Origin of the sequence: Actinomadura sp. NAK00032 (genome assembly GCF_013364275.1) — a bacterium.
Lineage (GTDB): Bacteria > Actinomycetota > Actinomycetes > Streptosporangiales > Streptosporangiaceae > Spirillospora.
The window spans coordinates 3,674,108-3,699,920 of record NZ_CP054932.1; the positions used below are offsets into that span (position 1 = coordinate 3,674,108).

Annotated in this window: 25 protein-coding genes; 21 read left to right on the top strand and 4 right to left on the bottom strand. The window is 73.4% G+C overall.

The window, feature by feature from the left end; all coding sequences use genetic code 11:
• The first annotated feature begins 10 nt into the window (after window positions 1–10).
• Window positions 11–1,015 (top strand): enoyl-CoA hydratase/isomerase family protein, encoded by a 1,005-nt coding sequence (locus HUT06_RS17235; RefSeq protein WP_217711323.1) that lies wholly within the window; start codon window positions 11–13, stop codon window positions 1,013–1,015.
• Between the two features lie 17 nt (window positions 1,016–1,032).
• On the opposite strand, the gene HUT06_RS17240 is transcribed toward HUT06_RS17235, so the two are convergent.
• Together HUT06_RS17240 and HUT06_RS17245 are read right to left on the bottom strand one after the other, a co-directional pair.
• Window positions 1,033–1,584: a dihydrofolate reductase family protein gene (locus tag HUT06_RS17240; RefSeq protein WP_176196668.1), complete on the bottom strand. Its 552-nt coding sequence runs from the start codon at window positions 1,582–1,584 to the stop codon at window positions 1,033–1,035.
• A 144-nt stretch (window positions 1,585–1,728) separates the two neighbouring features.
• On the bottom strand, window positions 1,729–2,739 hold the full coding sequence (locus tag HUT06_RS17245) for an ornithine carbamoyltransferase subunit F (protein WP_176196669.1): 1,011 nt from the start codon (window positions 2,737–2,739) through the stop codon (window positions 1,729–1,731).
• A 261-nt stretch (window positions 2,740–3,000) separates the two neighbouring features.
• Between HUT06_RS17245 and HUT06_RS17250 the strand changes: the two genes are divergently transcribed.
• The 3 genes from HUT06_RS17250 (at window position 3,001) to HUT06_RS17260 (ending at window position 4,841) form a co-directional block, all read left to right on the top strand.
• Window positions 3,001–3,330, top strand: a complete 330-nt coding sequence (locus HUT06_RS17250; RefSeq protein ID WP_176196670.1) for an STAS domain-containing protein — start codon at window positions 3,001–3,003, stop codon at window positions 3,328–3,330.
• Window positions 3,327–3,599: a hypothetical protein gene (locus HUT06_RS17255; protein ID WP_176196671.1), complete on the top strand. Its 273-nt coding sequence runs from the start codon at window positions 3,327–3,329 to the stop codon at window positions 3,597–3,599. Before HUT06_RS17250 ends, HUT06_RS17255 begins: the two co-directional genes overlap by 4 nt.
• A gap of 183 nt (window positions 3,600–3,782) precedes the next feature.
• Window positions 3,783–4,841, top strand: a complete 1,059-nt coding sequence (locus HUT06_RS17260; RefSeq protein ID WP_176196672.1) for a hypothetical protein — start codon at window positions 3,783–3,785, stop codon at window positions 4,839–4,841.
• Between the two features lie 22 nt (window positions 4,842–4,863).
• Here HUT06_RS17260 and HUT06_RS17265 read toward each other — a convergent pair whose 3' ends face one another.
• A complete protein-coding gene (locus HUT06_RS17265; protein WP_176196673.1) occupies window positions 4,864–5,556 on the bottom strand; it encodes a response regulator transcription factor in 693 nt (230 codons plus the stop codon).
• Window positions 5,557–5,688: 132 nt separating this feature from the next.
• Between HUT06_RS17265 and HUT06_RS17270 the strand changes: the two genes are divergently transcribed.
• Window positions 5,689–6,801, top strand: a complete 1,113-nt coding sequence (locus tag HUT06_RS17270; protein WP_176196674.1) for an endonuclease/exonuclease/phosphatase family protein — start codon at window positions 5,689–5,691, stop codon at window positions 6,799–6,801.
• A 42-nt stretch (window positions 6,802–6,843) separates the two neighbouring features.
• Here HUT06_RS17270 and HUT06_RS17275 read toward each other — a convergent pair whose 3' ends face one another.
• Window positions 6,844–7,113, bottom strand: coding sequence for a metal-sensitive transcriptional regulator (locus HUT06_RS17275; RefSeq protein WP_138633853.1), 270 nt, complete (start codon window positions 7,111–7,113; stop codon window positions 6,844–6,846).
• Between the two features lie 167 nt (window positions 7,114–7,280).
• Between HUT06_RS17275 and HUT06_RS17280 the strand changes: the two genes are divergently transcribed.
• The 16 genes from HUT06_RS17280 to HUT06_RS17355 all read left to right on the top strand — a co-directional run bounded on the left by HUT06_RS17280 (window position 7,281) and on the right by HUT06_RS17355 (window position 25,791).
• The gene (locus HUT06_RS17280; RefSeq protein ID WP_176196675.1) at window positions 7,281–8,642 is read left to right on the top strand and encodes an MBL fold metallo-hydrolase; all 1,362 of its coding nucleotides are present in this window, start codon (window positions 7,281–7,283) and stop codon (window positions 8,640–8,642) included.
• 49 nt (window positions 8,643–8,691) lie between these two features.
• Window positions 8,692–9,267, top strand: a complete 576-nt coding sequence (locus tag HUT06_RS17285) for a rhodanese-like domain-containing protein (RefSeq protein WP_176196676.1) — start codon at window positions 8,692–8,694, stop codon at window positions 9,265–9,267.
• The gene (locus HUT06_RS17290) at window positions 9,267–10,112 is read left to right on the top strand and encodes a sulfite exporter TauE/SafE family protein (RefSeq protein WP_176196677.1); all 846 of its coding nucleotides are present in this window, start codon (window positions 9,267–9,269) and stop codon (window positions 10,110–10,112) included. The genes HUT06_RS17285 and HUT06_RS17290 overlap by 1 nt, the downstream gene beginning before the upstream one ends.
• Window positions 10,113–10,174: 62 nt before the next feature.
• On the top strand, window positions 10,175–11,608 hold the full coding sequence (locus HUT06_RS17295; protein ID WP_176196678.1) for a WGR domain-containing protein: 1,434 nt from the start codon (window positions 10,175–10,177) through the stop codon (window positions 11,606–11,608).
• Between the two features lie 370 nt (window positions 11,609–11,978).
• Window positions 11,979–13,037 (top strand): ABC transporter substrate-binding protein, encoded by a 1,059-nt coding sequence (locus tag HUT06_RS17300; RefSeq protein WP_176196679.1) that lies wholly within the window; start codon window positions 11,979–11,981, stop codon window positions 13,035–13,037.
• Entirely contained in the window at window positions 13,034–13,939 is a 906-nt protein-coding gene (locus HUT06_RS17305) for an ABC transporter permease (RefSeq protein WP_176196680.1), read from the top strand. The genes HUT06_RS17300 and HUT06_RS17305 overlap by 4 nt, the downstream gene beginning before the upstream one ends.
• A complete protein-coding gene (locus HUT06_RS17310) occupies window positions 13,936–14,763 on the top strand; it encodes an ABC transporter permease (protein ID WP_176196681.1) in 828 nt (275 codons plus the stop codon). Before HUT06_RS17305 ends, HUT06_RS17310 begins: the two co-directional genes overlap by 4 nt.
• 1 nt (window position 14,764) lies before the next feature.
• Window positions 14,765–15,865, top strand: coding sequence for an ABC transporter ATP-binding protein (locus HUT06_RS17315; RefSeq protein WP_176196682.1), 1,101 nt, complete (start codon window positions 14,765–14,767; stop codon window positions 15,863–15,865).
• Between the two features lie 19 nt (window positions 15,866–15,884).
• Entirely contained in the window at window positions 15,885–17,513 is a 1,629-nt protein-coding gene (locus HUT06_RS17320) for a 5-guanidino-2-oxopentanoate decarboxylase (protein WP_176196683.1), read from the top strand.
• The gene (locus tag HUT06_RS17325) at window positions 17,510–18,499 is read left to right on the top strand and encodes a C-terminal binding protein (RefSeq protein ID WP_176196684.1); all 990 of its coding nucleotides are present in this window, start codon (window positions 17,510–17,512) and stop codon (window positions 18,497–18,499) included. Before HUT06_RS17320 ends, HUT06_RS17325 begins: the two co-directional genes overlap by 4 nt.
• A gap of 51 nt (window positions 18,500–18,550) precedes the next feature.
• Window positions 18,551–19,165 (top strand): TetR/AcrR family transcriptional regulator, encoded by a 615-nt coding sequence (locus HUT06_RS17330; protein ID WP_176196685.1) that lies wholly within the window; start codon window positions 18,551–18,553, stop codon window positions 19,163–19,165.
• Between the two features lie 149 nt (window positions 19,166–19,314).
• The gene (locus HUT06_RS17335) at window positions 19,315–20,481 is read left to right on the top strand and encodes an acyl-CoA dehydrogenase family protein (protein WP_176196686.1); all 1,167 of its coding nucleotides are present in this window, start codon (window positions 19,315–19,317) and stop codon (window positions 20,479–20,481) included.
• Window positions 20,478–22,568, top strand: a complete 2,091-nt coding sequence (locus HUT06_RS17340) for an acetate--CoA ligase family protein (RefSeq protein ID WP_176196687.1) — start codon at window positions 20,478–20,480, stop codon at window positions 22,566–22,568. The genes HUT06_RS17335 and HUT06_RS17340 overlap by 4 nt, the downstream gene beginning before the upstream one ends.
• Before the next feature lie 8 nt (window positions 22,569–22,576).
• Entirely contained in the window at window positions 22,577–23,386 is an 810-nt protein-coding gene (locus HUT06_RS17345) for an SDR family oxidoreductase (RefSeq protein ID WP_176196688.1), read from the top strand.
• Window positions 23,383–24,831, top strand: a complete 1,449-nt coding sequence (locus tag HUT06_RS17350; protein ID WP_176196689.1) for an aldehyde dehydrogenase family protein — start codon at window positions 23,383–23,385, stop codon at window positions 24,829–24,831. The genes HUT06_RS17345 and HUT06_RS17350 overlap by 4 nt, the downstream gene beginning before the upstream one ends.
• A 6-nt stretch (window positions 24,832–24,837) precedes the next feature.
• Window positions 24,838–25,791 carry a DMT family transporter gene (locus HUT06_RS17355; protein ID WP_176196690.1) on the top strand — a complete coding sequence of 318 codons (954 nt, stop codon included), beginning with the start codon at window positions 24,838–24,840 and terminating at the stop codon, window positions 25,789–25,791.
• The last annotated feature ends 22 nt before the right edge of the window (window positions 25,792–25,813 follow it).

The following is a 25,813-nucleotide window of genomic DNA, read 5'->3' on the forward strand; positions in this document are numbered from 1 at the left end:
CTCCGGGCCCGTGCGCATCTCCGTCGCCGACCTCGCCGCCGGCGCTGCCGACCTGCCGCTGCTCGCCCCCGACGGCTCCGTCCGCGACCCCCTCGTCACCGTGGACCTGGCCCCCGCCGATCCCGCGACCGCCGCGCGGGCGGCCCGGCGGGCGCGGGCCTGCGACCGCATCCTCGTCGGCCTCGGTACCGGAGATCCCGGACTCGTCCGCGCGCTGGACCTCACCCTCGGCGCCGGCGGCCGGGAGACCGTCGACGATCCGGCGGCGCGGCCGGACGCGCTGCACGACGCCGCCGCCCGCAACCCGCACGCGTCCCTGATCCTGCGGGACGTCCTGCGCACCACGGAGGGCATGGCGGCCGGCGCGGCGCTGGACGTCGAGTCCTATGCCTACTCCACGCTCCTCGGCGGGCCGGAGTTCGCGCGGTGGCTGTCGGCCCGCGGCCCGCGCCCGCTCCCGCCCGACACCGGCGAGCCCGTCCTGGTGACGCGCGACGCCGGCCACCTGTCGATCACCCTCAACCGCCCGGAGCGCCGCAACGCCTTCGGCCGGCAACTGCGCGACGCCCTGGTGGACGCCCTCACCGTCGCCGCGGCCGACGACGAGATCACCCGCGTGACCCTGCGGGGCGCGGGCCCCGCGTTCTGCTCCGGCGGTGACCTGGCCGAGTTCGGCAGCGCCCCCGACCTGGCGACCGCCCACCTCGTGCGCACCCGGGGAGGCGCGGGCCGCCTCGTCCACCGCCTGGCCGACCGCGTCGAGGCCCGCCTGCACGGCCCCTGCGTCGGCGCGGGCATAGAGCTCCCCGCCTTCGCCGGCCGGATCACCGCCCACCCGGACACGACCTTCCGGCTGCCCGAGGTGTCGATGGGCCTCATCCCCGGTGCCGGCGGGACGGTGAGCATCCCGCGCCGCATCGGCCGCTGGCGCACCCTCTACATGGCCCTGACGGGAACGCCCGTCCCCGCCGCCACGGCACTGAACTGGAACCTGATCGACGCCGTCCAGCCCTGACGACGGGGCCTGCCGGGTCAGTCCTTGGGGGAGTCGGCGCCGGCGTAGACGAGGTGCACCACGCCGGTGCCCTCGAAGGTGGTGGAGGACACCAGCTTCAGGGGCACGGTCTCGCCGTCGGTGAAGAGCTTGTCGCCGTGCCCGACGACGATCGGGTGCAGGAGCAGGTGCAGCTCGTCGACCAGGCCCTGCCGGAGCATCCAGCGCACCAGGGCGGCGCTGCCCGTCGTGCCGAGCCGGGTGCCGGCCTTGAGCGCGGTGAGCTCCGCCGCGACGTCGCCGTTGATCAGCGAGGAGTTCTCCCAGGTCGCCTCGGTCAGCGTGTTGGACACGACGTACTTGCGGGCGCTGTTCATGGCCTTGGTCATCGGGTCCGCGGGGTCGGCGCCGGGCCAGTAGGAGGCGAACCCCTCGTAGGTCGTCCGGCCGAGGAGGGTCGCCTCGGCCTCGTTCATCAGCTCGCCGACCACGGCGCCCATCTGGTCGTCGAAGTAGGGGAAGTGCCAGGTCTCCGGCGCCTCGATCACACCGTCGAGCGAGATGAAGAGGCTGGACTTGATGAAACCCATCGAATGCTCCTTGATCGCGTCCGGTCCCGGTCCCTGGAGGGGGACCGTCACCCAGAGGTCGAACGGCGGTCCGGCGGATCGACACGGCGCCGAACTTTTTTGGATCGCCGCCCGGAACCGGGCGCGGGAGGAGCCTTCAGACGTTCACCGGAGCGGCTCGAAGGCGCTGAGCAGCAGCGCCTTGACCGCCGGCACGCGGTTGGCGGCCTGCTGGGCGACGGCGGACTGCGCCGATCTGTAGACCCCCTCGGTGACCTCGGCGCCGGTGAGCCCGAACTGCCGGTAGAGGCGCCGGCCGATCGCGGACTCGGCGTCGTGGACCGCCGGCAGGCCGTGCATGAACCGCGCGTCCGGCCGGCCGGTGGCCCGCAGGAGCTGGCCGGTGACGCGGTAGGGGACGAGCGCCTGCACGCGGGCGAGCAGGCTGTGGAACGGCAGGTCGGTCGTGACCCACGCGGCGGTGTGGACGAAGCCCGCCCCGGCGACGGCGTCGCGGGCGTCCTTGGTGATGAGGACGCGGGCGCCGCTGCGGCGCGCGAGGTCGTGGACGCGGCTGAGGACGCCGGCGGGCGGGCGCATGTGGGCGGGGGCCGCGATCCGCACGTCCATGCCGAGGCTCGCGCCGGTGGTGAGCAGGGACGCGGCGATGGGGGCGCGGCCGTCGCCGGTGAAGCAGTAGGCGATGTCGGCGAGGTCGCCGCCGTCCAGCTCCCGCATGGTGAGGATGTCGGCGACGGCCTGGACGGGGCGCCAGGAGTCGGTCCCGAGGTTCCAGACCGGCACGGTCGCCGCCCGCGCGAGCCGGACGAGGGCGGCGTGGTCGGTGCCGGCGTAGGCGATGCCGTCGAAGTCCCTGCTCAGCGCCCTGGCCGTGGCGGCGGGCGGCTTGCGGGCGTCCGCCGCGGACAAGACCGTGGTGCGGGCGCCCAGCTCCGCGGCGGCCGTCTCGACCGCGCGGCGGGCGCGGAGGGCGGGCCGGTCGAGCACCAGGGCGATGTCCTTGCCCCGCAGCGGTCCCGCCGCCGCCGGCCCGCCGGTCCCTCCGTCCTTCAGCCCGGCGGCGAGCGACAGCAGCCCCCGGACCTGGCCGCCGTCCAGATCGAGGTCGGTGAGCAGCGGCCCGGTGAGTCCGAGCTCGTGGAGTGAGGTGGTCATGCGGGCTCCTTCAAGACGTGCCTCAAGGCTTGTCCCGCAAGGGCTCGGACCGCGCCGGGGAAGACCCTGGTCGATGCACTGGTGCCCTGCGTGCGCCCGGGAGGGCCTGGGTATCGGCCAGGGACATCCCCAGGCGCGATCTCCCGGTGCGGCGAGCAGGCTGTGCGCATGACTCCATACGCAGAGCTGCCCACTTCTCCGCCTTCGCTCGAACAGCCCGTTCCCCACGGGACACCGCGCCTGCCCGGTCCGCGTCCGGGCGTGACCGAGGCCCGGGACGGACTGCTGCGGGTCGTCACCGTCCGCAGCCCCCTGCTGCTTCGTCTGGAGGGCGAGGCCGACCTGTCCAACCGGGACCTGCTGAGTGCCGCCTTGCGCGCCATGACCGCTCCGGGCACCTCGGACCTGCACGTGGACCTGGGACGCCTCGCCTTCATCGACGTCGGCGGCCTGCTGCTCCTGCGGCGGGCCGAGCAGGCCCTGGCCCGCCAGGGAAGGCGCCTGCGGATGCACGGCGTTCCGCCCGTCGCCCGCAAGGCCATGCGCCTCCTCGACTGGGAGACGCCTGCCGTGGAAGGGGCCACGCCGTGATCTACACCGAGGTGCGCCCGCCCGCGAAGGACGCCGTGGAGGACGCCGCGAAGGACGCCGTGGAGGACGCCGCGATCACCGACCTGGCGCTCATGCTGACGCGCGCGGCGGCCCTGGCCGGGCAGCGCCCGGAGACGCTGGTGGCGCAGCTGTCGGACGCCGACTTGGCCGCCCTGTACCGCTCCTGTGCGAAGCGGCTCCGCGGGACGCGCGGACCGGCGCTCCAGTGCCTGGTCAGCGCGAGCGGACGTGAGCCGCGCCGCCACTGAATGCCCGGCCATGGCGGCGGCGTGACCACGTGATGGGATGCCGCGCCTTTCCGTAATGAATTGGTGTGAATGCCGCTGCGGACACGGCAATTGCTGGAGCCCGCCGTGCGTCCGTGGTCATATGAGACCGGCAGGGGAGATCACTTCGAATTCGAGACGGAAGTGCCGAGTATGAGACGTGGGATGCTTCGTGCCGTCGCGCTGACCGGCGTCGCCGCGGCCGCCGTGTCGGCCGGTCCCGCCCAGGCGGCCCCCCAGCGTCCGAGGTCGGTCCTGGTCGGGGAGTCGTTCACCGGCGCCGCCGCCGACTCGCGCTTCATCGGGTACGGGGCCGCCTGCCTGACCGGCGCGCGGCGCGGCGGCCACGTGGCGGAGGCCTCGAACCACCCGCTCGGCGGATGCCACCCGGATCCGGCCGGCCCCGTTCCGCCGGTCGACGCGGCGCCGCACGGCTACCTCCAGCTCACCGACGCCCATGTCGAGGAGACCGGCGCGGTGCTGTTCGATTCGCCGATTCCGGCGGACGACGGCGTGGAGGTGACCTTCGAGCAGTGGCAGTACGGGAATACCACGCGAATTCCGGCGGACGGAATCTCCTTCTTCCTCACTGACGGCGCCAAAAGGCTCACCACGCCCGGCGCTTTCGGGGGAAGTCTCGGCTATGCCCAGAAACTGCCGGACGGCAGCCCCGGCGGCCAGATCGTTCCCGGTGTCGAAGGCGGATACCTCGGAATCGGGCTCGACGTGCTGGGCGACTACTTCGGCGACGGCGAAGCGCGCGGGAACGGCTGCTCGCGGCGTTCCCCGGCCGGGACGAGGTTCCAGGCGCCCCCTCCCGGGCCCAACATCGTGACCGCGCGCGGTCCGGGGAACGGCACCGAGGGGTACTGCGTGCTCGCTGCCACGGCGGGCGAGAAGGAGAACGCCGGCCCGTGGCCGTCCGCGCTTCCGGGCCGGCTCCACGGCACGCTGAGCGGGATGCCCGCCCGCGTCACGCCGACGCGGGCCGAAGCCCTGCTGGAACCCGTGAAACGGATCGTCCGCGTCGTGGTGCCGCCCGGGCCCGAACCGGAGGTGACGGTCGACATCGACTTCCGGGACGGCGAGGGCTTCCAGCGGGTGCTGAGTTTTCCCGCACCCGAGCCCGTCCCGAGCACCGTCAAGTTCGGCTTCGCCGCCTCGACGGGACCGCTCACCGACGTGCACCTCATCCGGAGACTGACCGTGCGCTCCGTCCGCTGACCTGACGCCGGCCTCCCGCCCATCAGCGCCCGCCGCCCTCGCGTCCGGCCTCCGGCCCGGTGGAGATGCGATAGCCGACGCCCGGCACGGTGGCGATGGCCCAGGGTTCGCCGAGCCGTTTGCGCAGCGCCGAGACGGTGATGCGGACGGCGTTGGTGAACGGGTCGGCGTTCTCGTCCCACGCGCGTTCCAGCAGCTCCTCGGCGCTGACGACACCGCCCTCGGCGGCGATGAGGACTTCGAGCACCGCGAACTGCTTCCTGGTCAGCGCGACGTAGCGGCCGTCCCGGTAGACCTCCCTGCGGAACGGGTCCAGGCGCAGGCCCGCGATCTCCCGGACAGGGGGCCGGCTGTGGGCCCGCCTGCGGTCCAGGGCCCGGAGCCTGAGCACCAGCTCGCGCAGCTCGAACGGCTTCGTGAGGTAGTCGTCGGCGCCGAGCCCGAACCCGGTGGCCTTGTCGTCGAGGCGGTCGGCCGCGGTGAGCATCATGATCGGCATGCCGGTCCCGGACGCGACGATGCGCTCGGCGATCTCGTCGCCGGACGGCCCGGGGATGTCGCGGTCGAGGACGGCGATGTCGTAGGCGTTGACGGTCAGCAGCTCCAGCGCGGTGTCGCCGTCCCCCGCGATGTCGGCCGCGATCGCCTCCAAGCGCAGGCCGTCGCGGATCGCCTCCGCCATGTAGGGCTCGTCCTCGACGATCAGCACGCGCATGCACTCGATGCTACGAACAGCCGCATATCGTCGGCGTATGTAAAACCGCATACGCGCCGGCAACACCGCACCGCCTTGACTGGCGGCATGCATCGGAACCCGCCAGTGACCGGCGATGAGCGAGGCCAGACGATGACGCAGGTGGAGACGGCGGAGACGCCTGAGACGGCGGAGACCGGCCAGGGCGGCACCGGCGGCCCGGACACCGGCGGCACCGGCACCGGTTCTGGTGCCTGGCGCGAGGCCGTCCGCCGCGCGGTCCGCGCCGGCTCCCGGTCGGGACCGTGGAAGCGCGGCCTGATCCCGGCGGCGCTGGCCCTGCTCCTCGCCCTGTTCATGCTGCTGCACGCGCAGATCCCGAACCGCGCCCTGCACCTCGGGAGCCTGGTGGACACCGTCCTCCCGTGGGTCGGCCTGTTCGTACCGGTGCTGCTCGTCGCCGCGCTCTGGCGCCGCTCCGCCACCGCGTCGGTCGCGCTGCTGCTGCCGGTCGCCGTGTGGCTGCACCTCTTCGGCGGGCTGCTCGGCGACAGGTCCCATCCTGGCGGCGACCTCACCGTGGCGAGCCACAACGTCGGCGCGGGCAACCCCGACCCGGCCGGCGCCGCCCGCGACCTGGCCGCCTCCGGTGCGGACGTCCTGGCGCTGCAGGAACTGACCTCCCAGGCCAAGGGGACGTACGAGCGCGAACTGGCGAAGGCGTACCCGTACCACACAGTGCGGGGCACGGTCGGGCTGTGGAGCAGGCTGCCCCTGTCGGACACCCGGCCGGTCGACATCAAGATGGACTACGGGCCGCTGGGGGAGACCAAGCCGACCGAAGTCACGATGACCTACAACCGGGCGTTCCGCACCACGGTCACCACGGACCACGGGCCGCTGGCGGTGTACGTGGTCCACCTGGGGTCCGTACGGGTGAATCCCAGGGCGGGCTTCTGGACGACCCACCGGGACAGAGGCGTGCAGGCGCTCGGCGAGGCCCTCGCCTCGGAGAAGAACGAGCGGGTCGTGCTGCTCGGCGATATGAACGGCACCATGGACGACCGCGCGTTCGACGCCATCACGTCGCGGATGCGCTCGGCCCAGGACGTGGCCGGGGACGGCTTCGGCTTCACCTGGCCGGCGCGGTTCCCGCTGGTCCGGATCGACCAGATCCTGGTCAGCGGCGTGACGCCGCGGAGCGCGTGGTCACTGCCGTCCACCGGCAGCGACCATCTGCCGGTGGCGGCCTCGATCAACTGGTGACACGACCACAGGCTGCTCGCCCGGCCGCGGCGAAGGCCCCGGTCAGGCGAGGCTCATGAAGAGCTTCTCCAGCTGGGCGCGGTCCACCGCGGCCTGCTCGGGGTCGGCGCCCTCCTGGACGCACTTCTCCAGGCCGGTCGCGATGATCTTGAACCCGGCGCGGTCCAGCGCCCGGGAGACCGCCGCCAGCTGGGCGATCACGTCCTTGCAGTCCCGCTCGTTCTCGATCATCTGGATGACGCCGCCGAGCTGCCCCTGCGCGCGCCGCAGGCGCACGAGGACGTCGGCCAGCGAGTCCGCCTCGAATCTCACGTTGGCCTCCTTATACCCACCAGGGTATACGCCGCAAGGCGGGATCCTCACCCGTTCGCGCTCACGTATACCCCAGGGGGTATTTGCGCCTTTCTCTGTCCTTCGGCTAACGTGCCTGGACAGATACCCCTAGGGGTATGTCTCGCAGCGGAGAGAGAGGCAGGCCAGTGATCGAGATCGTTCCGATCGACACCCCCACGCTGGGGGACCGCAGCTACTTCGTCACCGACGGCGAGGTGGCGCTCGTGATCGACCCGCAGCGCGACATCGACCGGGTGCTCGCGCTGGCCGAGGCCCGGCGGGTCGCGGTCGTGGACGTCTTCGAGACCCACGTCCACAACGACTACGTGACCGGCGGTCTGGCGCTCGCCCGGGCGACGGGTGCCGCCTACCACCTGAACGCCGCCGACTCCGTGGCCTTCGAGCACGACGCGGTCGCCGACGGCGACGTGATCGAGGTCGGCACGCGGATGCGCGTGCGGGCCCTGGCGACTCCGGGCCACACCTACACGCACCTGGCCTACGTCCTGGAGGCCGAGGGCCGGGCGCCCGCGGTGTTCACCGGCGGGTCGCTGCTGTACGGGTCCACCGGACGGCCGGACCTGCTCGGGCCGTCCCACACCCTCGACCTGGCGACCGCCCAGTACGGCTCGGCGCGGCGGCTGGCGCGCGAGCTTCCCGACGACGCCGAGATCTTCCCCACCCACGGTTTCGGCAGCTTCTGCTCGGCCACCCAGTCGCAGGGCGAGGCGTCGACGATCGGGCGGGAGAAGCGCACCAACCCCGCGCTCACCCTGGGCGAGAGGCAGTACGTGGAGGGCCTGCTGGCCGGGCTGGACGCCTGGCCGGCCTACTACGCCCACATGGAGCCGGCCAACACCGCCGGGCCGCAGGCACCCGACCTGTCGCAGCCGCGCCGCGCGGACGCCGCCGAGCTGCGCCGCCGCATCGAGGCGGGGGAGTGGGTCGTCGACCTGCGGACCCGGACGGCGTTCGCGGCCGGGCACATGGCCGGAACGCTCAACTTCGGGCTGGACGGCGGTCTCGCGACCTACCTCGGCTGGCTCGTCCCGTGGGGCACGCCGCTGACGCTGCTGGGCGAGACGCCGGAGGACGTGGCGGCGGCCCAGCGCGAACTGGTCCGGATCGGGATCGACCGCCCGGCCGCGTCCGCCACCGGCGGCCCCGGGCACTGGGCCGGCGCGGAGGACCTCGCCTCCTTCCCGAGGGCGTCGTTCGAGGAGCTGGCGGCCGTCCGGCACCACCGCCCGGTCGTGGTGCTGGACGTGCGCCGCGCCCTGGAGTGGGACGAGTCGCACATCGACGGCGCCGTCCACCTCCCGCTGCAGGACCTGCCGCGGCGCCTGGACGAGGTGCCGGGCGGCGAGGTGTGGGTGCACTGCGCGGGCGGCTACCGCGCCGCCATCGCCGCCTCGCTGCTGGCCGCCGCCGGACGGCGCGTGGTCGCCATCGACGACGAGTACGCCGCGAGCGCCCGCGCCGGCCTGCCGCTCATCGCCGCCGCCTGACGATCACCGCTCCCGGGCCACCGGCCCCCTACGACGAAGGAAACCCGCCATGCCCCGCTCTGCCGCCCATATCGACGCCGTGTCCCTGCGCGGCCTCATCGCCGCCCCGGACGCGCCGCGCCTGCTGGACGTGCGCACGCCCGCCGAGTTCGCCGCGGCGCACATCCCCGGCTCCTACAACGTCCCGCTCGACACGCTCCGAGAGCACAGCGCCGAACTGAGCGGCGCCACGGAAGAGGTCGTGCTGATCTGCCGGACCGGCGGCCGCGCCGCCCAGGCCGAGCGGGCGCTGGCCGAGGCCGGCATGCCCGCCGTGCACATCCTGGACGGCGGGATCGTCGCCTGGGAGGCGGCGGGCGCTCCGCTCAACCGGAACCGGTCCCGCTGGGACCTCGAACGGCAGGTGCGCCTGGTCGCCGGCGTCCTGGTCCTGATCGGCGTCGTGGGCGGCCTCCTCCTGCCGGGACTGGAGTGGCTGGCCGCCGCGATCGGCGCGGGCCTGACGGTCGCCGCCCTCACCAACACCTGCATGATGGGCATGCTGCTGGCCAAGCTGCCCTTCAACCGGGCACCGGCCTGCGATGCCCGGAGCACGGTCGCCCTCCTGCGGGACCGGCGGCCGTGATGACGCTCGCGTTGACGCTGGTCGCGGCGCTCGCCGTCGGCGCCGCCCTCGGCCTGCTCGGCGGCGGGGGATCCATCCTCACCGTCCCGATCCTGGTCTACGTGGCCGGCGTCGACGCGAAGCAGGCGATCGCGATGTCGCTGTTCGTGGTGGGAGCGACATCGCTGGCGGCCGTCCTGCCGCACGCCCGCGCCCGCCGCGTCCGCTGGCGCACCGGCCTGCTGTTCGGTGGCGCGGGCATGGCGGGCGCCTACGCGGGCGGACGGCTGGCGGCCGTCATCCCGGCGGGGGTGCTGCTGGCGGCGTTCGCGCTGATGATGGCCGTGACCGCGGTCGCGATGCTCCGCGACCGCCCCGCCCCCGCGGGCGGTCACGCGGACCGCCCCCTCTTGCGCATCCTGGCCGAGGGGGCGACCGTCGGGCTGGTCACCGGACTGGTCGGGGCGGGCGGCGGCTTCCTCGTCGTCCCCGCGCTCGTCCTGCTCGGCGGCCTGTCCATGCCCGTCGCGGTCGGCACGTCGCTGCTGGTCATCGCGATGAAGTCGTTCGCCGGGCTGGCCGGATACCTCGCCGGCGTCCACATCGACTGGTCGCTGACCCTCGCGGTGACGGGCGCCGCGGTCCTCGGCAGCATCGCCGGCTCCCGCCTGGCCGGACGCATCGACCCGCAACGGCTCCGCCAGGCATTCGGCTGGTTCGTCCTGGTCATGGCCGCGTTCGTGCTGACCCAGGAAGCGCCGTCCTCGATACGCCACGCCGTACTCGCCACCCCCGCCGGCTGGGCGGCCGCCGCCGCACTGATCACAATGGCGGCAGCCGTCTGTTCGCGAATCTGTCGGACGTGATCTGTAGTGTCGGCGACGTCCGGAACAACGGGTTCGCACCTTCAGGTGATCGAGAGGCTGGAATGGCGGAGCACCGCACGTATCTTGAGTTGTCCGAAGACAACGCCACCGCTCACAAGTTCTACGAAGTGGTCCGCTCCGGCACCCGAGTCACCATTACCTATGGCAGGATCGGCGCCTCCGGCCAGACGAAGGTGTCCGATTTCGCGACCGAGGCCAAGGCCGAAGCGGCGGCCGCCAAGAAGATCGCGGAGAAGAGGCGAAAAGGGTACGCGCCGGCGGTGCGGGGCGTACGGCAGGCCCGCCCGATCAGCAGGCGCACCATGGTCAGCACCAGGTCGACCGCGCGCCAGGCGCCGGTGCTGTGGCGGCTGGCCACCGGCGCCGCCGCATTCGGCATTTTCGTCGACCGGGAACGGTGCTGGGTCGGCAATCAGAACGGCGACGTGTACACCGTCACCACCGACGGCACGGTGACCGGCCGCTACCGGTTGCCCAACGGGGTGAAGTGCATCGTCGCCGACGATTTCTGGATCTACGCCGGCTGCGACGACGGCCGGGTGTACGACCTCAGCGGCAAGGTTCCGCACGTGGCCTACGAAATCTCAGCCAACGTCGACATCTACTGGCTGGACATCGACGACGCGATTCTCGGGGTATCCGACCGCAACGGCCGCGTCACCACCGTCGACCACGAGGACGAGTACCAGTGGTCGCGCGATGTCGCCGGCGACTCGGCCTGGATGGTGCGGTGCGACGCCGAGAGCAACACCGTCTTCCACGGCCATTCACGCGGTGTGGCCTGCTATTCGGCCGCCGACGGCAAGCCGGTCTGGCAGACGACGGTCGGCGGAAACGTCCTGTTCGGCTGGCAGGAGAGCCGTTCGGTGTACGCCGCGACCGGCAATCACGACGTCTACCGGCTGGCCAAGAAGAACGGTGCCGTCGAAGCGGTGTACCGCTGTGACGCCGCCGTCTTCGCCTGCGCGACCTCGCCCGGCGGGCGCCATGTGTTCGCCGGCGACAACCACTCCTCCATTTACTGCTTCGACGAGGACGGCACCCGCCTGTGGAAACTCGGCACGGGGCACGGATCGGCCTACTCGATGCAGTTCTTGGACGACCGGGTCTACATCGTCACCACCGACGGTTCGCTCGTCTGCATCGACGCCTCCGAGGCGGCCATCCACGCGGCGCAGCAGGGGTCGGTCCCCCGACCCGTTGACGTGAAGGTCGCCGCTTCGCTGCCGGCCGCCGAGCCGGTGGTGGTGCTCGAAACCACCTCCCAACCCGGTGACGCCGTCATTCTGGAGTGCTATCTCGACGGCCCCCGGCAGCGCGTACGGGTCATCAGCGAAGGCTACGAGCAGGACTGGAACGTGCAGTTCCCCAAGGAGATCCGCCAGCCCGGCGCCCGTTACGCCGTCGAAGGCGTCCGCATTTCCGGACGCGGCGGCTTCTACCGCGCCTACGGCGAGATCAAACGCCTTCTCTAAACGCGCCACCCCTCCGAATACCGCGAGTGCGCCTCCGCCGGGAGTTCCGTAGCCGGAACTCCCGGCGGAGGCGTATTCGCCTGATCACCGGCTCGTAGCCGGTCGCCCGGCTCGCCGGATTCTCCAGCGCCCATGAGCCCCGGCCAGGGAGGGCCGGGACGGCCGCCCCCGAGCGGTACTCCGAGCACGGCCGCTATGCGCGGTCTGCGAGCACCCATACGACGCCTCCGGCGGGCCGGCGGCGCCCCCGGGCACGCATCAGCGGCCGTGATGGGTTCGCGGCGACCTCTTGACACCGAGCGTGGCGCACGTCACGGTGTACGACATTAACTGACGCATCAGTCAAACAACCCCCGGAACGGGAGGGTCGATGAAGACCACCAGGTTGCTCGCCATCGCCTCGGCGGCGGGCTTGGCCGTCGCGCTGAGCGCCTGCGGCGGCGGCTCGGGCGCCTCCGATTCCTCGCTCACGGTGACCATGTGGGGCGGGGCCGCCCAGAAGGCGCACGTCGACTCCTACTTCACCCCGTGGGCCAAGACCAAGGGCGTCACGATCAAGCAGGACTCGCCCACCGACTACGCCAAGATCAAGGCGCAGGTGGAGGCGGGCAAGGTCACCTCGGGGCCGACCGAGGTGGAGCCCAACTTCGCGAACACCGCCTGCGAGGGCGGGCTGCTGGAGAAGCTGCCCCAGGACATCCTCGACAAGGCCAAGGCGACGGGGGTCGCCGAGAGCCAGCTCGGCCCGTGCGCCATCCCGATCCTCCAGTACTCCTTCACGATCGCCTACAACTCCAAGACCTTCTCGGGCGCGCACCCGACGACGTGGGCCGAGTTCTTCGACACGCGGCGCTTCCCCGGCAAGCGGGGCTTCTGGAAGTACGCGACCGGCGGCATGTTCGAGGCCGCGCTCCTCGCGGACGGCGTCAAGCCCGACCGGCTGTACCCGCTCGACATCGACCGGGCCTTCCGGAAGCTCGAATCGATCAAGAAGGACATCGTCTTCTTCGACACCGGCGACCAGATGACGCAGATGCTGGCCAGCGGTGAGGCGCCGCTCGTCCAGGCGTGGAGCGGCCGGATCTTCCAGGCTCAGCAGGCGGGGGAGAAGGTCGCGAACGAGTGGCGGCAGAACCTCGTCTCCTACGACCAGATCGTGGTGCCGAAGGGCTACCCGAACAAGGACCTCGCCTTCGAGTGGATGCGCTGGTTCCTCGACAACCCCAAGGCGCAGGCCGCGGACGCCGAGGCGTCGATCTACGGTCCGGCCAGTGAGAAGGCGCTCGAGCTGGTGCCGGAGAACATCCGCAAGGAGCTGCCGGGCTTCCCGGCCAACGCGGAGAGCTCCGCCGGCCTCGTGGACTACGCCTACTGGGCCAAGAACTACGACGGTGTGACCGAGCGCCTGAACGCGTGGATCGCCAAGTGACGTCGGCCACCGCTGACTCCTCGGCGGGCAGGGTGCGGGGACGGCCCCGCCCGCTGCGGCCGCCCGGCTGGACGCGCTTCGACGGCTGGGGCGTCCTGGTCCTGCCGCTGCTGGTCTTCCTGGTCCTGGTGTTCGTGGTGCCGCTCGTCTTCATGCTGTCCCGCAGCCTGACGGACCCGAGCGTCGGCCTCCAGAACTACCGCGACGTCTTCGCGAACGCCGTCTACCCGCGCGTCCTCGGCAACACGTTCCTGATCGCGGCGATCGTCACGGTGGTGACGCTCGCGCTCGCCTACCCCTACGCCTACCTCATGACGCTCGTGGGGCCGGGCTGGCGAATGGTCATGATGGGGCTGGTCCTCGTCCCGTTCTGGACGAGCATCCTGGTGCGCAGCTTCGCGCTCGTCCTGTTCCTGCGGGACACCGGCGCCTTCAACTCGACGCTCCAGTCGCTCGACCTGGTCGACCAGCCGGTCCCGCTGATCCGCACGCTCACCGGCGTCGTCTTCGGCATGGTGCAGGTCGCGCTGCCCTTCGCGGTCCTGCCCATCTACGCGACCATGCAGGGCATCGACCGGCGCCTGCTGCAGGCGGCGGAGTCGCTCGGCGACCGCCCGGCCGGCGCGTTCTGGCGGATCTTCGTGCCGCTCAGCGCGCCCGGGGTCGCGGCGGCGGTGCTGCTCACGTTCGTCCAGGCGCTCGGGTACTACATCACTCCGGCGCTGCTCGGCGGCCCGAAGAACACCATGATCGGCGAGCTGATCGTGCAGCAGGTCAGCACCGTGCTCCGCTTCGGCTTCGCCGCGGCCCTCGCGACCCTGCTCCTGCTCACCACCCTCCTCCTGCTCGTGGTGGCCGGACGGTTCGTCGACCTCCAGAAACACCTGATGCGGCAGCCATGACAAAGATCCTCACCCGTGCCGGACTCGTGACCCTCGCCGTCGTCGTCGGCGTCTACCTCGTCCTGCCGGTCCTCATCGTCGTCCCGATGTCCTTCTCGGACAGCTCGTTCCTGTCCTTCCCGCCCGGCGAGACGTCGCTGCGGTGGTTCCGCAACATCCTGGACGACCCGGTCTGGCTCGACTCGGCCCTGGCGAGCCTCAACGTCGCGCTGCTGTCGTCGGTCTGCGCGGTCGTCCTCGGCGTCCTCGCGGCCCTCGCCCTGGTGCGCGGCAGCCTCCCGTTCCGCAACACGATCATGGCGGTGCTGCTGGCGCCGCTGATCGTCCCCTACGTCATCGTCGGCCTGGCGGCCTACATCGCCTTCCTGGAACTCGGGCTCACCCAGACGACGCTCGGCTTCGTCCTGGTCCACACCTGCCTGGCCGTCCCCTACGTCGTGATCAACGTCGTGGCGGGGCTGGTCTCGGTCGACCGGCGCCTGGAGATGGCCGCGATGAGCCTCGGCGCGGGACCGGTCACGACGTTCTTCAAGGTGACCCTCCCGCTCATCCTCCCGAGCGTCCTCGCCGGCGGGCTGTTCGCCTTCTTCATCAGCTGGGACGAGGTCGTCACCGCGATCTTCCTGTCCGGCCCGGAGCTGACGACGCTCCCGGTCCAGATGTGGTCGGGCATCCGGGTCCAGATCGATCCCACCGTCGCGGCCCTCTCGACGCTGGTGCTGGTCGTCATCTTCGGCTCCTTCACCGTCCTCGGCCTGACCCGGCTGGTCCGGCAGGTCGCCCGCCGCCGCACGGCACGCCCCGCAACGAACACAGGTGCATGACATGACCGCAGCCCTAGAGACGACGCCGGCCCCGGCGTCGACCGGCGCCCCGATCTCCATCGGCGCAGTGAGCAAGGAGTACGGCGACAACACCGTGCTGGAGTCCGTCGACCTCGACGTCCGCGCCGGCGAGTTCCTGACCCTGCTCGGCGCGTCCGGCTCCGGCAAGTCGACGCTGCTGAACATCGTCGCCGGCTTCACCCGCCCCACGGCCGGGACCGTCGAGGTGGACGGCCGCGACATCACCTCCCTGCCGCCGCACAGGCGCGGCTTCGGGATGGTGTTCCAGCACTACGCGCTCTTCCCGCACATGTCGGTCGCCGACAACGTCGCGTTCCCCCTCAAGCGGCAGAAGACCGCCAAGGCGGAGATCCGGCGGCGGGTGGCCGAGACCCTCGACCTGGTCGAGCTCGGCCACCTCGGCGGACGGCGCCCGGCCGAGCTGTCGGGCGGCCAGCAGCAGCGCGTCGCCCTCGCGCGGGCCATCGTCTTCCGGCCCCGCGTCCTGCTCATGGACGAGCCCCTCGGCGCCCTCGACAAGCTGCTCCGCGAGCAGCTCCAGCTGGAGATCCGGCGGCTCCACAAGGAGATGGGCATCACCTTCGTCTTCGTCACGCACGACCAGGACGAGGCGCTGACCATGTCCGACCGCATCGCCCTGCTGCGCGACGGGCGCATCGTCCAGCTCGGCACGCCCGAGCAGCTCTACGCCGAGCCGAACAGCCGCTACAGCGCCGAGTTCGTCGGGGCCTCGAACGTCTTCACCGGCACCGTCCGGGGCGGGAGCTTCGTCGACGAGGACAGCGGCCGGAGCTACCGGCTCGACGGGCCCGCGGACGAGGGCGGCGCGTCGCTGATGGTCCGGCCGGAACGTCTCGGCATCGCCCTCGCGGACGCCCCCGTCCCTGACACGATGGACCGTGTCGAGGCGATCGTGGAGGACTGCATCTACCTCGGCAGCAGCCGCACCGTCCAGCTGCGCACGGACGCCGGGCGGCGGCTGGTCGCGAGCACCGAGGTCCCCCGGACCCCGGACGGGGTGGCCCCCGGAGCGCGGGTGAACGCCTACTGGGACGTCCGTGACGCCTGTGTCCTCGACTGATCCGGAAGGAGTGAGCAGCATGGCGAGCATGACGGGCGGCGAGGCACTCGTCGCCGCGCTGGCCGCGCACGGCGCGGACACGGTCTTCGGGATCCCCGGGACGCACAACCTCACGGTCTACGCCGCCATGGCGCGGCACGGGATCCGGCACGTCTCGCCGCGCCACGAGCAGGGCGCGGGCTACGCCGCGGACGGGTACGCGCGGTCGTCCGGACGGCCGGGCGTCTGCCTGACCACGACCGGCCCGGCGATCCTCAACGCGGCGGCGGCCGCCGCGCAGGCCTACTCGGACTCGGTGCCGGTCCTGTTCGTGTCGCCCGGGATGCCGCTGCGCCACCCGGGCCGGGGCAACGGCCTCCTCCACGAGATCAGGGACCAGAGCGCCGCCATGGCGGCCGTGCTCGGCCGGAGCCACCGGGTGACGAGCGTCGAGGAGATCCCGCTCGCCGTGGCCCAGGCGTGGACCGACCTGTCCTCGGGACGCCCCCGCCCGGTCCATCTGGAGATCCCGCTCGACCTGCTCGAAGAGCGGGCGGACGTCACCGTGCCCGGTCCCGTCCCGGCCGCGGCGCGCACTCCCGCGGCGGAGGCGGTCGAGGCGGGTGCGGCGGCGTGCGCCGCCGCGCGGCGGCCGGTGCTCGTCGTCGGCGGGGGAGCGGCGCGGGCCGCCGGCGAGGCGGTCTCCCTGGCGGAGGCGGCCGGCGCCCCGATCGTGTCCACCGCCAACGGCAAGGGCATCGTCCCGGAGGACCACCCGCTCTTCGTCGGCGCCGGGCTCCAGCACCCGTGCGTCCTGGAGCTGATGGACGACAGCGACCTCGTCATCGCGGTGGGCACCGAGTTCGCCCCGTCCGACTGGTGGATCGGGCTGCCCGACCTGTCCGGCAAGGTGCTGCGCGTCGACATCGACCCGGCGCAGATCGTCACCAACGTGATCCCGGCGGTCTCCCTCGTGGGGGACGCCGCGCTCGCGCTCCGTGCCCTGCTGGAGCGGCTCGACGTCCCGGAACCGGCGGACGTTCCGGCGGACGTTCCGGCGTACGGGGCGAAGCGGGCGGCGCGGTGGCGCGGCCTGCACCGGGCGGCCGCGCGCGACGAGGGCGCGCCCTGGCTGCGGATCGTGTCCGCGATCGCGGAGGCGCTGCCCCGCGACGCGATCGTGGCGTCCGACAGCGCGATGGCCTGCTACTACGGCGCGCTGTCGAACCTGCCCCTCTACCGGCCGGGCGCCTTCCTCTACCCGACCGGGGGCGGCACGCTCGGCTTCGGCCTCCCCGCGGGCATCGGCGCCAAGACCGCCCACCCGGACACCGCCGTGCTCGTCCTCCAGGGCGACGGCGGCACGATGTTCACCGTCGCCGAGCTGGCCGGTGCGGCCGAGCTCGGGATCGCGCTGCCCGTCGTCGTCGTCGACAACGGCGGCTACGGCGAGATCCGCAACGAGATGGCGGACCGGGACGAGCCGGTCCACGCCGTGGCCCTCGGCCGGCCCGACTTCCCCGCGCTCGCCCGCTCGCTGGGCTGCCGCGGCGTCCGGGTCGGCGACGCCGCCGAGCTGACGGGCGAGATCAAGGCCGCCCTGGACGCCGACCGGCCCACGCTCATCCACGTCCGCGAGGAGAGCCGCGCGGCGGAGGGGATGGCATGACGAAGCCCGTCGCCGTCTACACCGACGTGGTCGACACGGACCCGGGCCCCGGCGTCGAGCTGCTGGAGCGTGCCGGCTTCGCGGTCCGGTTCGCCCGCACGCCCGCGCCCGAGGACATCGTCGCCGCCGCCGCGGACGCGGACGCGCTGCTGCTCGGCTACGCCGAGGTCGGCCGACCGCTCCTGGACGCGCTTCCCGGCGTGGGCATGGTCGCGACGCAGTCGGTCGGCTACGACATGGTCGACCTCGACGCCTGCCGCGAGCGCGGTGTCTGGGTCGCCAACGTTCCGGGAGCCGCGACCGAGGAGGTCGCGTCCCACGCGCTCGCCATGACGCTCGCCCTCCTGCGCGGGCTGCCCCGGCTGGACCGCGACGTCCGCGCTGGGGTGTGGGACGCGACGCGGCACGGCCTGCGGCGGCTCTCGGAGACGACCGTCGGCGTCGTCGGCCTCGGGCGGATCGGCCGCCGCTACGCCGGCTTCGTCCGCCCGCTCGCCGGCCGCGTCGTCGGGCACGACCCCGTCGCCGCCGCCGTGGACGGCGTCGAGCCGCTGGCGCTCGACGCGTTGCTGGCGTGCAGCGACGTCGTCAGCCTGCACCTGCCCCTGACCGCCGCCACCCGCGGCCTGCTGGACGCCCGGCGGCTCGGCCTGATGCGCGACGGCGCGGCGCTCGTGAACGTGTCGCGCGCGGGCCTGGTCGACCACGGCGCGCTGCTGCGGTGCCTGGACGAGGGCCGCCTGTCGGGCGCCGCCCTCGACGTGCTGCCGCGGGAGCCGCCCGAGCCGGACGACCCGCTCGTCCGCCATCCCCGGGTGCTCGTCACGCCGCACGCCGCGTACCTGTCGGCGGCCAGCACCCTTGACTACGTTCTCGAACAGGCCCGGAACGTCGTCGAGTGGCATGCCCGCGGCCGGCCCGTCTCCGCCGTCCTGGAGGGGCGTCCGAGAGGGCCGGGCGGGCGGCCGCGAGCGGCGCTGGACTGAGCCACGGCCGTCTGACAACCTGACCATCCACAGCACACGAGGTGAGAACGGATGCCACGACCGAGCGTCGTAGCGGAGCGCCGCGACCAGATCCTGCGGGCGGCCTGCGAGGTCGTCAGCGAGCGGGGGTACAAGGCGCTGCGCGTGACCGACGTGGCCAGGCGCGCCAAACTCAGTACCGGCTCCGTCCACTACTACTTCGAGACGAAGCGCGACCTCGTGCACGCCGCGTTCGAGTACAACTTCACCCGTTCGCTGGAGCGCCGCAAGCAGATCCTGGACCGCCATCCCAACGCCAGGGAGCGGCTGCGCGCGTTCGTCGACTCCTACCTCCCGCACGACGAGGAGACCGCGGCCGCCTGGCGCGTCTGGGCCGAGACCTGGGTCGAGGCGCTGCACGACCCCGACCTGCGCGAGCTCAACGAGCGGATCTACGGCGAGTGGCGCAGCGTGATCGCCGAGATCATCCGTGCCGGGCAGACCGAGGGGCTGATCGTCCAGGGGGACCGCGTGCTGCTCGCCAACGCGCTGGTCAGCATGATCGACGGCCTCGCGATCCAGGCCCTCGCCGGGTCCCGGCACATGACGATCGAGCGGATGCGGAGCGTCTGCGACCACCTGCTCGCGACGATGTCCGCCGAGCCCGCCCAGGCCGCCATCGGCTGAGCGGGCCCCGCCCGCCTCCGGACGCCCGCCGCCCGGAGGCCCCCCGCACGGCCCGGCCGTGCGCACCCCCTTGACAGCCTGTTGCGCCCTGCCCCACGATCACACAAACATAACTGACGGGTCAGTTAATTTTCATCGGGAGCCCCTCCATGTCCTACGACCTCACCGACGGGATCGAGCTGAGCGACGAACAGCGCGAGTTCGTCACGCTCGCCCGCGACTTCGCCCGCAACGAGATCCGCCCCCGCTCGCGCGCCGTCGACGAGGCGGACACCGAGGCCCCCATGGACCTGTGGGCCAAGGCCGCCGAGATCGGGCTCGCGGCCTACATGCTGCCCGCCGAGTACGGGGGCGGCGGCGTGACCGACCTCGTGACCCAGTGCCTCGTCCAGCAGGAGCTGTGCCACGGCGACATCGGCATCGCCAACTTCCTCACCTCCGGCTCGTTCTTCGCCGACCCGATCCTGTCCCTCGGCAGCGCCGAGCAGAAGCGCAAGTGGATCACCCCGCTCACCGGCGCCACGCCGCCGGTGACCAGCGTCGCCGTCACCGAGCCCGGCGTGGGGTCCGACGCCGCCGCGCTGCAGACGCGCGCGGTCCGCGACGGCGACCACTACGTCCTCAACGGGTCCAAGACGTGGATCTCGAACGCCCCCCTGTCGCAGTACTTCGTCGTGTTCGCCACCGTCGACCCGGCCCTGCGCTCGCGCGGGGTGACCGCGTTCGTCGTCGAGCGCGACCGCGCGGGCCTCACGGTCGGCGCGCCCATGCGCAAGTACGGCCAGCGCGGCACCCTGAACGCGGAGGTCTTCCTGGAGGACGTCCGCGTCCCGGCCGAGAACCGGCTCGGCGAGGAGGGCAAGGGCTTCTACGGGCTCATGCACACCTTCGACGCGTCGCGGATCCTCATCGGCGCGGCCGCGACGGGCCTGGCCCGCGCGGTCCTGGAGGACGCCGTCCGGTACGCGCGGGAGCGGGTCCAGTTCGGCAAGCCGATCATCGAGCACCAGGCCGTCGCGTTCCGCCTCGCCGACATGGCCGCGCGGACCGACGTCTCCCACCTCGTCACCATGCGGGCGGCGCGGCTGTACGACGCCGGCGCGCCGGTCACCGCGGCCTCGGCGGTCGCGAAGCTGACCGCGTCGGAGAACGCGACGTGGGTGGCCGACGCCGGGCTGATGACGCACGGCGGCTGGGGCTACTCGCGGGAGTTCATGGTCGAGAAGTGGCTGCGGGACGCCAAGCTGGAGGAGTTGGAGGAGGGCACCTCCGACATCCAGCGCCTCATCATCTCGCGTGCCGTGGCCGGGCGATGAGCGGCTCCCTGTCGGTCTTCTCCGACCCGAAGTCCGTCGCCGTCGTCGGCGCCTCGCCCGACCCCGCCAAGTGGGGCCACTGGATCGCCCGCGGCGCCCTGCGCGGCGCCCACCGGCGCGACGTCCACCTCGTCAACGCCAGGGGCGCCGCCATCGAGGGCGTCCGGTCGGCCCGGTCGCTCGGCGAGCTGCCGTCCGTGCCGGAGCTGGTCGTCCTGACCACCCCGGCGCGGACGATCCCCGCCGTCGTGGACGAGGCGCTCGCCCTGGGCGTCAAGGGGTTCCTCGGGATCACCGCCCACATCGACCTCGCCAACGGCGAGCCCGGCCTGGAGCGCCGGCTCGCCGACCGGATCCGCCGGGCCGGCGCCCGGATCGTCGGGCCGAACTGCCTCGGCCTGTACGACGCGGATGCCGAGCTGGAGCTCGCCTGGGGCACGTTCGTCCCGGGCGGCATCGCGATCGTGTCGCAGTCCGGGCAGCTCGGCCTGGAGATCGCCGGGCTCGCGGCCCACGCGGGCCTCGGCGTCTCCCGGTTCGTCTCGGTCGGCAACCAGGTCGACGTCACCGCCGCCGACCTGCTCGCCGACCTCGTGGCGCACGAGGCGACCCGGACCGTCGTCCTCTACCTGGAGAGCTTCGGCGCGGGACGCGACCTCGTGGACGTCATGGCCCGGCTCCGCGCCGCGGGCAAGCGGGTCATCGTCCTCACGGTGGGCGCCAGCGACGCGAGCCGGGCCGCGGCCCGGTCGCACACCGGCGCGCTGACCGCCTCGACCGACGTCGTCGCGGCGGCCTGCCGGGCGGCCGGAGCCGTCCTCGTGGAGACCCCCGCGCAGGCGATCGACCTCGCGCACCTGCTGGCCGGCGGCCCGCTGCCCGCCGGGGACCGCGTCGCGATCGTCAGCGACAGCGGCGGCCAGGGCGCGATCGCCGCGGACGTGATGGCCCGCAACCGCCTCAGTGTGGCGCCGCTCTCGGACGGGACGCGGGACGCCGTCGCCGCCCTGCTCCCCGAGGGCGCCGGGGCGGCCAACCCCGTCGACCTCGCCGGCGCGGGCGAGCAGGACCTCGACACCTACGCCCGCGTCGTCGACGTGCTCCTGCGCAGCGGCGAGGTGGACGCGGTCGTCCTGTCGGGGTACTTCGGCTGCTACGGCGCCGACACCCCGACGCTCGTCGAGCGGGAGCTGGAGGTGGCCGCGTCGCTCGGGCTGTCGGCCGCCGAGCACGGCCGCCCGGTGCTCGCGCACAGCATGAGCCGCGACTCGGAGGCGGTGCGGGAGCTGCGCGCCCGCTCCGTCCCCGCGCTGTTCACCATCGACGCGGTGGCGCGGTCGCTCGGGCTCGCGGTCGAACTCGGCCGCTCCGGACCGCCGGGGGACGCCGCGCGGCGCGCCGCGCCCGCCGCGCCGTCCGGCGAGGCCGGCGAGGCGCTGCCCTACCTCGCGGGCCGCGACCTCCTCGCCGGCGCGGGCCTGCGCTACCCCCGCGCGGTCGCGGTCCGGACCCCGCAGGACGCCGCCGCGGCGGCGCGGAGCATGCCGGGGCCCTTCGTCCTCAAGGCCGGCTGGCTGGAGCACAAGACGGAGGTCGGCGGCGTGGCGGTCGGCCTGCCGGACCCGGACGCCGCGCGCGCCGCCCTCACCGACATGGCCGCCCGGCTGGGAGAGGGCGACTACGTCCTGGAGGAGATGGACGCCCGCGCCGACGTCGTCGAACTCATCGTCGGCGCCCGCCGGGACGACGCCTTCGGACCCGTCGTCCTCGTCGGGATCGGCGGGGTCCAGGCCGAGGTGTACCGGGACGTCGCGCTCGCGCTCGCGCCCGTCGGCGCGGCCGAGGCCCGCCGCCTCGTCGCGTCGCTCGCCGGGCTGCCCCTGCTCACCGGGTTCCGCGGCCGCCCGGCCGCCGACCTCGACGCGGTCGCCGAGAGCGTCGCGGCCGTGTCCCGGCTCATCGCGGACGACCCCCGCGTCGCCGAATGCGAGGTCAACCCGCTGCGCGCCGGGCCCGAGGGCGCGATCGCCGTCGACGCCCTCGTCCTCGCCGCCGCGCCGGCCCCGCCCCCGCCCACCGACCAGTGAGGGAAACCATGATCGAGAAGTCACCGCTCGCCGAGTTCGCCGGGCAGGTCGCCGTCGTCACGGGCGGCGGTTCGGGCATCGGGCGCGCCATCGCCGTCCGCTACGCCGCCGGGGGCGGGACCGTCGTCGTCATCGGCCGGCGGGCCGAGCCGCTGGCGGAGACCGCCCGCATCGCCGAGGGCCTCGGCGCCGAGGCCGCGGTCGTGACCTGCGACGTGCGCGACGCCGACGCGCTCACGGCCGCGATCGACGGCGTCGCGGCCGAGCACGGCCGCATCGACGCGATGGTGAACAACGCGGCGGGCAACTTCGTGTGCCCGGCCGAGGACCTCTCGCCCGGGGGCTGGCGCGCCGTGGTCGACATCGTCCTCAACGGCACGTTCTACGGCACCCGCGCCGCGGGCCGCCACATGCTCGCCGCGGGCCGGGGCGCGATCCTGAACGTCATCGCCAGCTACGCCTGGCACGGGCATCCCGGGACCGTCCACAGCGCGGCGGCGAAGGGCGGCGTCCTCGCGATGACGCGCACCCTCGCCTCCGAGTGGGGCGGACGCGGAGTGCGGGTCAACTGCATCTCCCCGGGCCCCACCGAGACCGAGGGCGCCGGCGCCGCGCTGTGGCCCACCGAGGAGGACCGCCGCCGCGTGCTCGGCAGCGTCCCCGCGAACCGGTTCACCACGCCGGAGGAGGTGGCCGAGTCGGCGGCGTTCCTGCTCGACCCCCGGCGCGCCGCCTACATCACCGGCGACGTCCTGTCCGTGGACGGCGGCCAGTGGCTCGGCAAGGCCGTCTACTCCGACTCCTCGGCACGCGCGTGAGCGCCCGGCGGGCCGGCCGCCGTCCCGAATGGGACCGGTCGGCGGTGTACGTCGGCGGCCGGTGGCGCGCGACGGCGCACGGCCGGACCATCGAGGTCGAGAACCCGGCGACCGAAGCGGTGACCGGGACCGCCGCCGACGCCGGAGCCGAGGACGCCGCGGCCGCCGTGTCCGCCGCGGCGGCGGCCTTCCCGTCGTGGTCGGCCATGCCGCCGCACGAGCGGCTGGCCGTGCTCGGACGCGTCCACACCGCCCTCGAACACCGGCGCGACCTGCTCGTGGAGACGACCGTCGCCGAACTCGGCGCGCCCCTCCGCGTGGCCCGGGAGGCGCACATCGACACGGGGCTGGACGTCCTGCGCGCCTACCTCGACGCCGCCGGGGACCTCGCCTGGGAGGAGCGCGTCGGGAACTCGCTCGTCCTGCGCGAGGGCATCGGCGTGGCCGCCTGCGTCACCCCGTGGAACTACCCCTTCTACCAGGTCCTCGCCAAGATCGGCGGTGCCCTCGCCGCCGGCGCCGCCGTCGTGCTCAAACCGGCCGAGCTGACGCCGCTGTCGGCGTACCTGCTCACCGACGCGATCGACGAGGCGGGCGTCCCGCCGGGCGTCTTCAACCTGGTCCCCGGGCCGGGGCGGGTCGTCGGGGAGGCCCTCGCGGGCCACCCGGACGTGGACGCGATCTCCTTCACCGGCTCCACCCGGGTCGGCGCCCGCGTCGCGGCCGTCGCCGCCGCGGGGATCAAGCGCGTCAGCCTCGAACTGGGCGGCAAGTCCGCGAGCGTCGTCCTCCCCGGGGCCGACCTCGAAACGGCCGTGCGCGCGTCCGTCGACGCGGCCATGCTCAACTCCGGGCAGACCTGCACGGCCTGGACCCGGCTCCTCGTACCGCGCGCGGACCTCGAACCGGCGCTGCGCCTCGCCGCCGCGCACGCCGACGCGCTGATCGTGGGCGATCCGGCCCGCTCCGAGACCGACCTCGGGCCGGTCGCGTCGGCGCCGCAGCGGCGGACCGTCACGGGCTTCGTCGAGCGGGCCGGGGCCGCCGGCGCACGGATCGTCACCGGGGGAGCGGAGCGCCCGGCGGGACTGCCGCGCGGCCACTACGTGCGCCCGACCGTCGTCACCGATGTCGCGGCCGACGCGGAGATCGTCCAGGAGGAGGTGTTCGGGCCCGTCCTGACCGTCCAGCCCTATGACGGCGTCGAGGAGGCGGTCGCGCTCGCCAACGGCACGCCCTACGGGCTGGCCGGCGCCGTGTGGGGGCCGGACCGGGACGCGGCGGTCGCCGTCGCCCGCCGCCTGCGCACCGGCCAGGTCGACGTCAACGGCGGCGCCTTCAACCCGGCCGCGCCCTTCGGCGGCTACGGGCGCTCCGGGAACGGCCGCGAACTGGGCCGCTGGGGGATCGAGGAGTTCCTGGAGACCAAGGCGCTGCAGCTGTGACCGCCCGTGTCCGCCCGGCGTGACGCCCGCCTGGCGCTCGCGGCCGGTGTGCTCGTGGCCGTCACCGCGGTGTGGGGCTCGACCTTCCCCGTCTCCAAGGACCTGCTCACCCGGCTGCCGGTCCCGGACTTCCTGGCGCTCCGGTTCCTCACGGCCGCGCTCGTCGTCGGGCTCGTGCGCCCGGCGGCGGTCCTGCGCGCGGGATGGCGCGTGGCCGGCGTGGGCGCCGGGCTCGGGCTCGCGTACTTCTCGGGCCAGTACCTCCAGTTCGTGGGGCTCCAGCACACCGCGCCGACCGTGTCGGCCTTCGTGGTGTCCATGTACGTGGTGTTCACGCCGCTACTGGCCTGCGTGTTCGCGCGCAAGCCGCCGTCCGTCCGGGTGAGCGCCGCGACGCTCCTCGCCACGGGAGGCGTCGCGGCCATGTCCCTGCGGGGGTTCTCCCTCGGCTGGGGCGAGATGCTCACGCTCTTCGCGGCCTTGCTGTACGCGGTCCACATCCTCGCCCTCGGACGCTGGTCGCAGGCGCGGACCGCCTACGCGCTCGCCGTCGTGCAACTGGGGACCATGGGACTCGCCTTCCTCGCCGTCGCGTCCGTCGACGGGGTGCAGCCGCCGGCGACCCGCGACGTCCCGGCCTTCCTCTACCTGGCGATCGTCGCCGGAGGCATCGCACTGCTCGGGCAGACCTGGGCCCAAGCCCACCTCCCGGCATCGACGGTCTCGATCACCATGGTCCTGGAGCCGGTGTGGGCGGCCGTCATCGGCCTGAGCGTCTTCGGTGAGCGCCTCGACGCGCGGATCGTCCTCGGCGGGATGCTCATCCTCACCGCACTGGTCGTGACCAACGCGCGCGGCTCCGGCGGCGCCCGGTGGCGCGGGCGGCGAAGACGCCCGGCTGACGGCCGGTGCGCGACCGCCGCGGATCCTCCAGCGAATACCCAGATCGGTGCCGGGTAGCAGCCGCCTGGGAGGGATGAAC

Bases quoted from the DNA above. Each gene is read 5' to 3' on its own strand.
- HUT06_RS17240 (WP_176196668.1), bottom strand. From the start codon at position 1,584: ATGGGTTTCATCAAGTCCAGCCTCTTCATCTCGCTCGACGGTGTGATC.
- HUT06_RS17245 (WP_176196669.1), bottom strand. From the start codon at position 2,739: ATGACCACCTCACTCCACGAGCTCGGACTCACCGGGCCGCTGCTCACC.
- HUT06_RS17260 (WP_176196672.1), top strand. From the start codon at position 3,783: ATGCTTCGTGCCGTCGCGCTGACCGGCGTCGCCGCGGCCGCCGTGTCG.
- HUT06_RS17265 (WP_176196673.1), bottom strand. From the start codon at position 5,556: ATGCGCGTGCTGATCGTCGAGGACGAGCCCTACATGGCGGAGGCGATC.
- HUT06_RS17270 (WP_176196674.1), top strand. From the start codon at position 5,689: ATGACGCAGGTGGAGACGGCGGAGACGCCTGAGACGGCGGAGACCGGC.
- HUT06_RS17285 (WP_176196676.1), top strand. From the start codon at position 8,692: ATGCCCCGCTCTGCCGCCCATATCGACGCCGTGTCCCTGCGCGGCCTC.
- HUT06_RS17290 (WP_176196677.1), top strand. From the start codon at position 9,267: ATGACGCTCGCGTTGACGCTGGTCGCGGCGCTCGCCGTCGGCGCCGCC.
- HUT06_RS17295 (WP_176196678.1), top strand. From the start codon at position 10,175: ATGGCGGAGCACCGCACGTATCTTGAGTTGTCCGAAGACAACGCCACC.
- HUT06_RS17300 (WP_176196679.1), top strand. From the start codon at position 11,979: ATGAAGACCACCAGGTTGCTCGCCATCGCCTCGGCGGCGGGCTTGGCC.
- HUT06_RS17310 (WP_176196681.1), top strand. From the start codon at position 13,936: ATGACAAAGATCCTCACCCGTGCCGGACTCGTGACCCTCGCCGTCGTC.
- HUT06_RS17315 (WP_176196682.1), top strand. From the start codon at position 14,765: ATGACCGCAGCCCTAGAGACGACGCCGGCCCCGGCGTCGACCGGCGCC.
- HUT06_RS17320 (WP_176196683.1), top strand. From the start codon at position 15,885: ATGGCGAGCATGACGGGCGGCGAGGCACTCGTCGCCGCGCTGGCCGCG.
- HUT06_RS17325 (WP_176196684.1), top strand. From the start codon at position 17,510: ATGACGAAGCCCGTCGCCGTCTACACCGACGTGGTCGACACGGACCCG.
- HUT06_RS17330 (WP_176196685.1), top strand. From the start codon at position 18,551: ATGCCACGACCGAGCGTCGTAGCGGAGCGCCGCGACCAGATCCTGCGG.
- HUT06_RS17335 (WP_176196686.1), top strand. From the start codon at position 19,315: ATGTCCTACGACCTCACCGACGGGATCGAGCTGAGCGACGAACAGCGC.
- HUT06_RS17340 (WP_176196687.1), top strand. From the start codon at position 20,478: ATGAGCGGCTCCCTGTCGGTCTTCTCCGACCCGAAGTCCGTCGCCGTC.
- HUT06_RS17345 (WP_176196688.1), top strand. From the start codon at position 22,577: ATGATCGAGAAGTCACCGCTCGCCGAGTTCGCCGGGCAGGTCGCCGTC.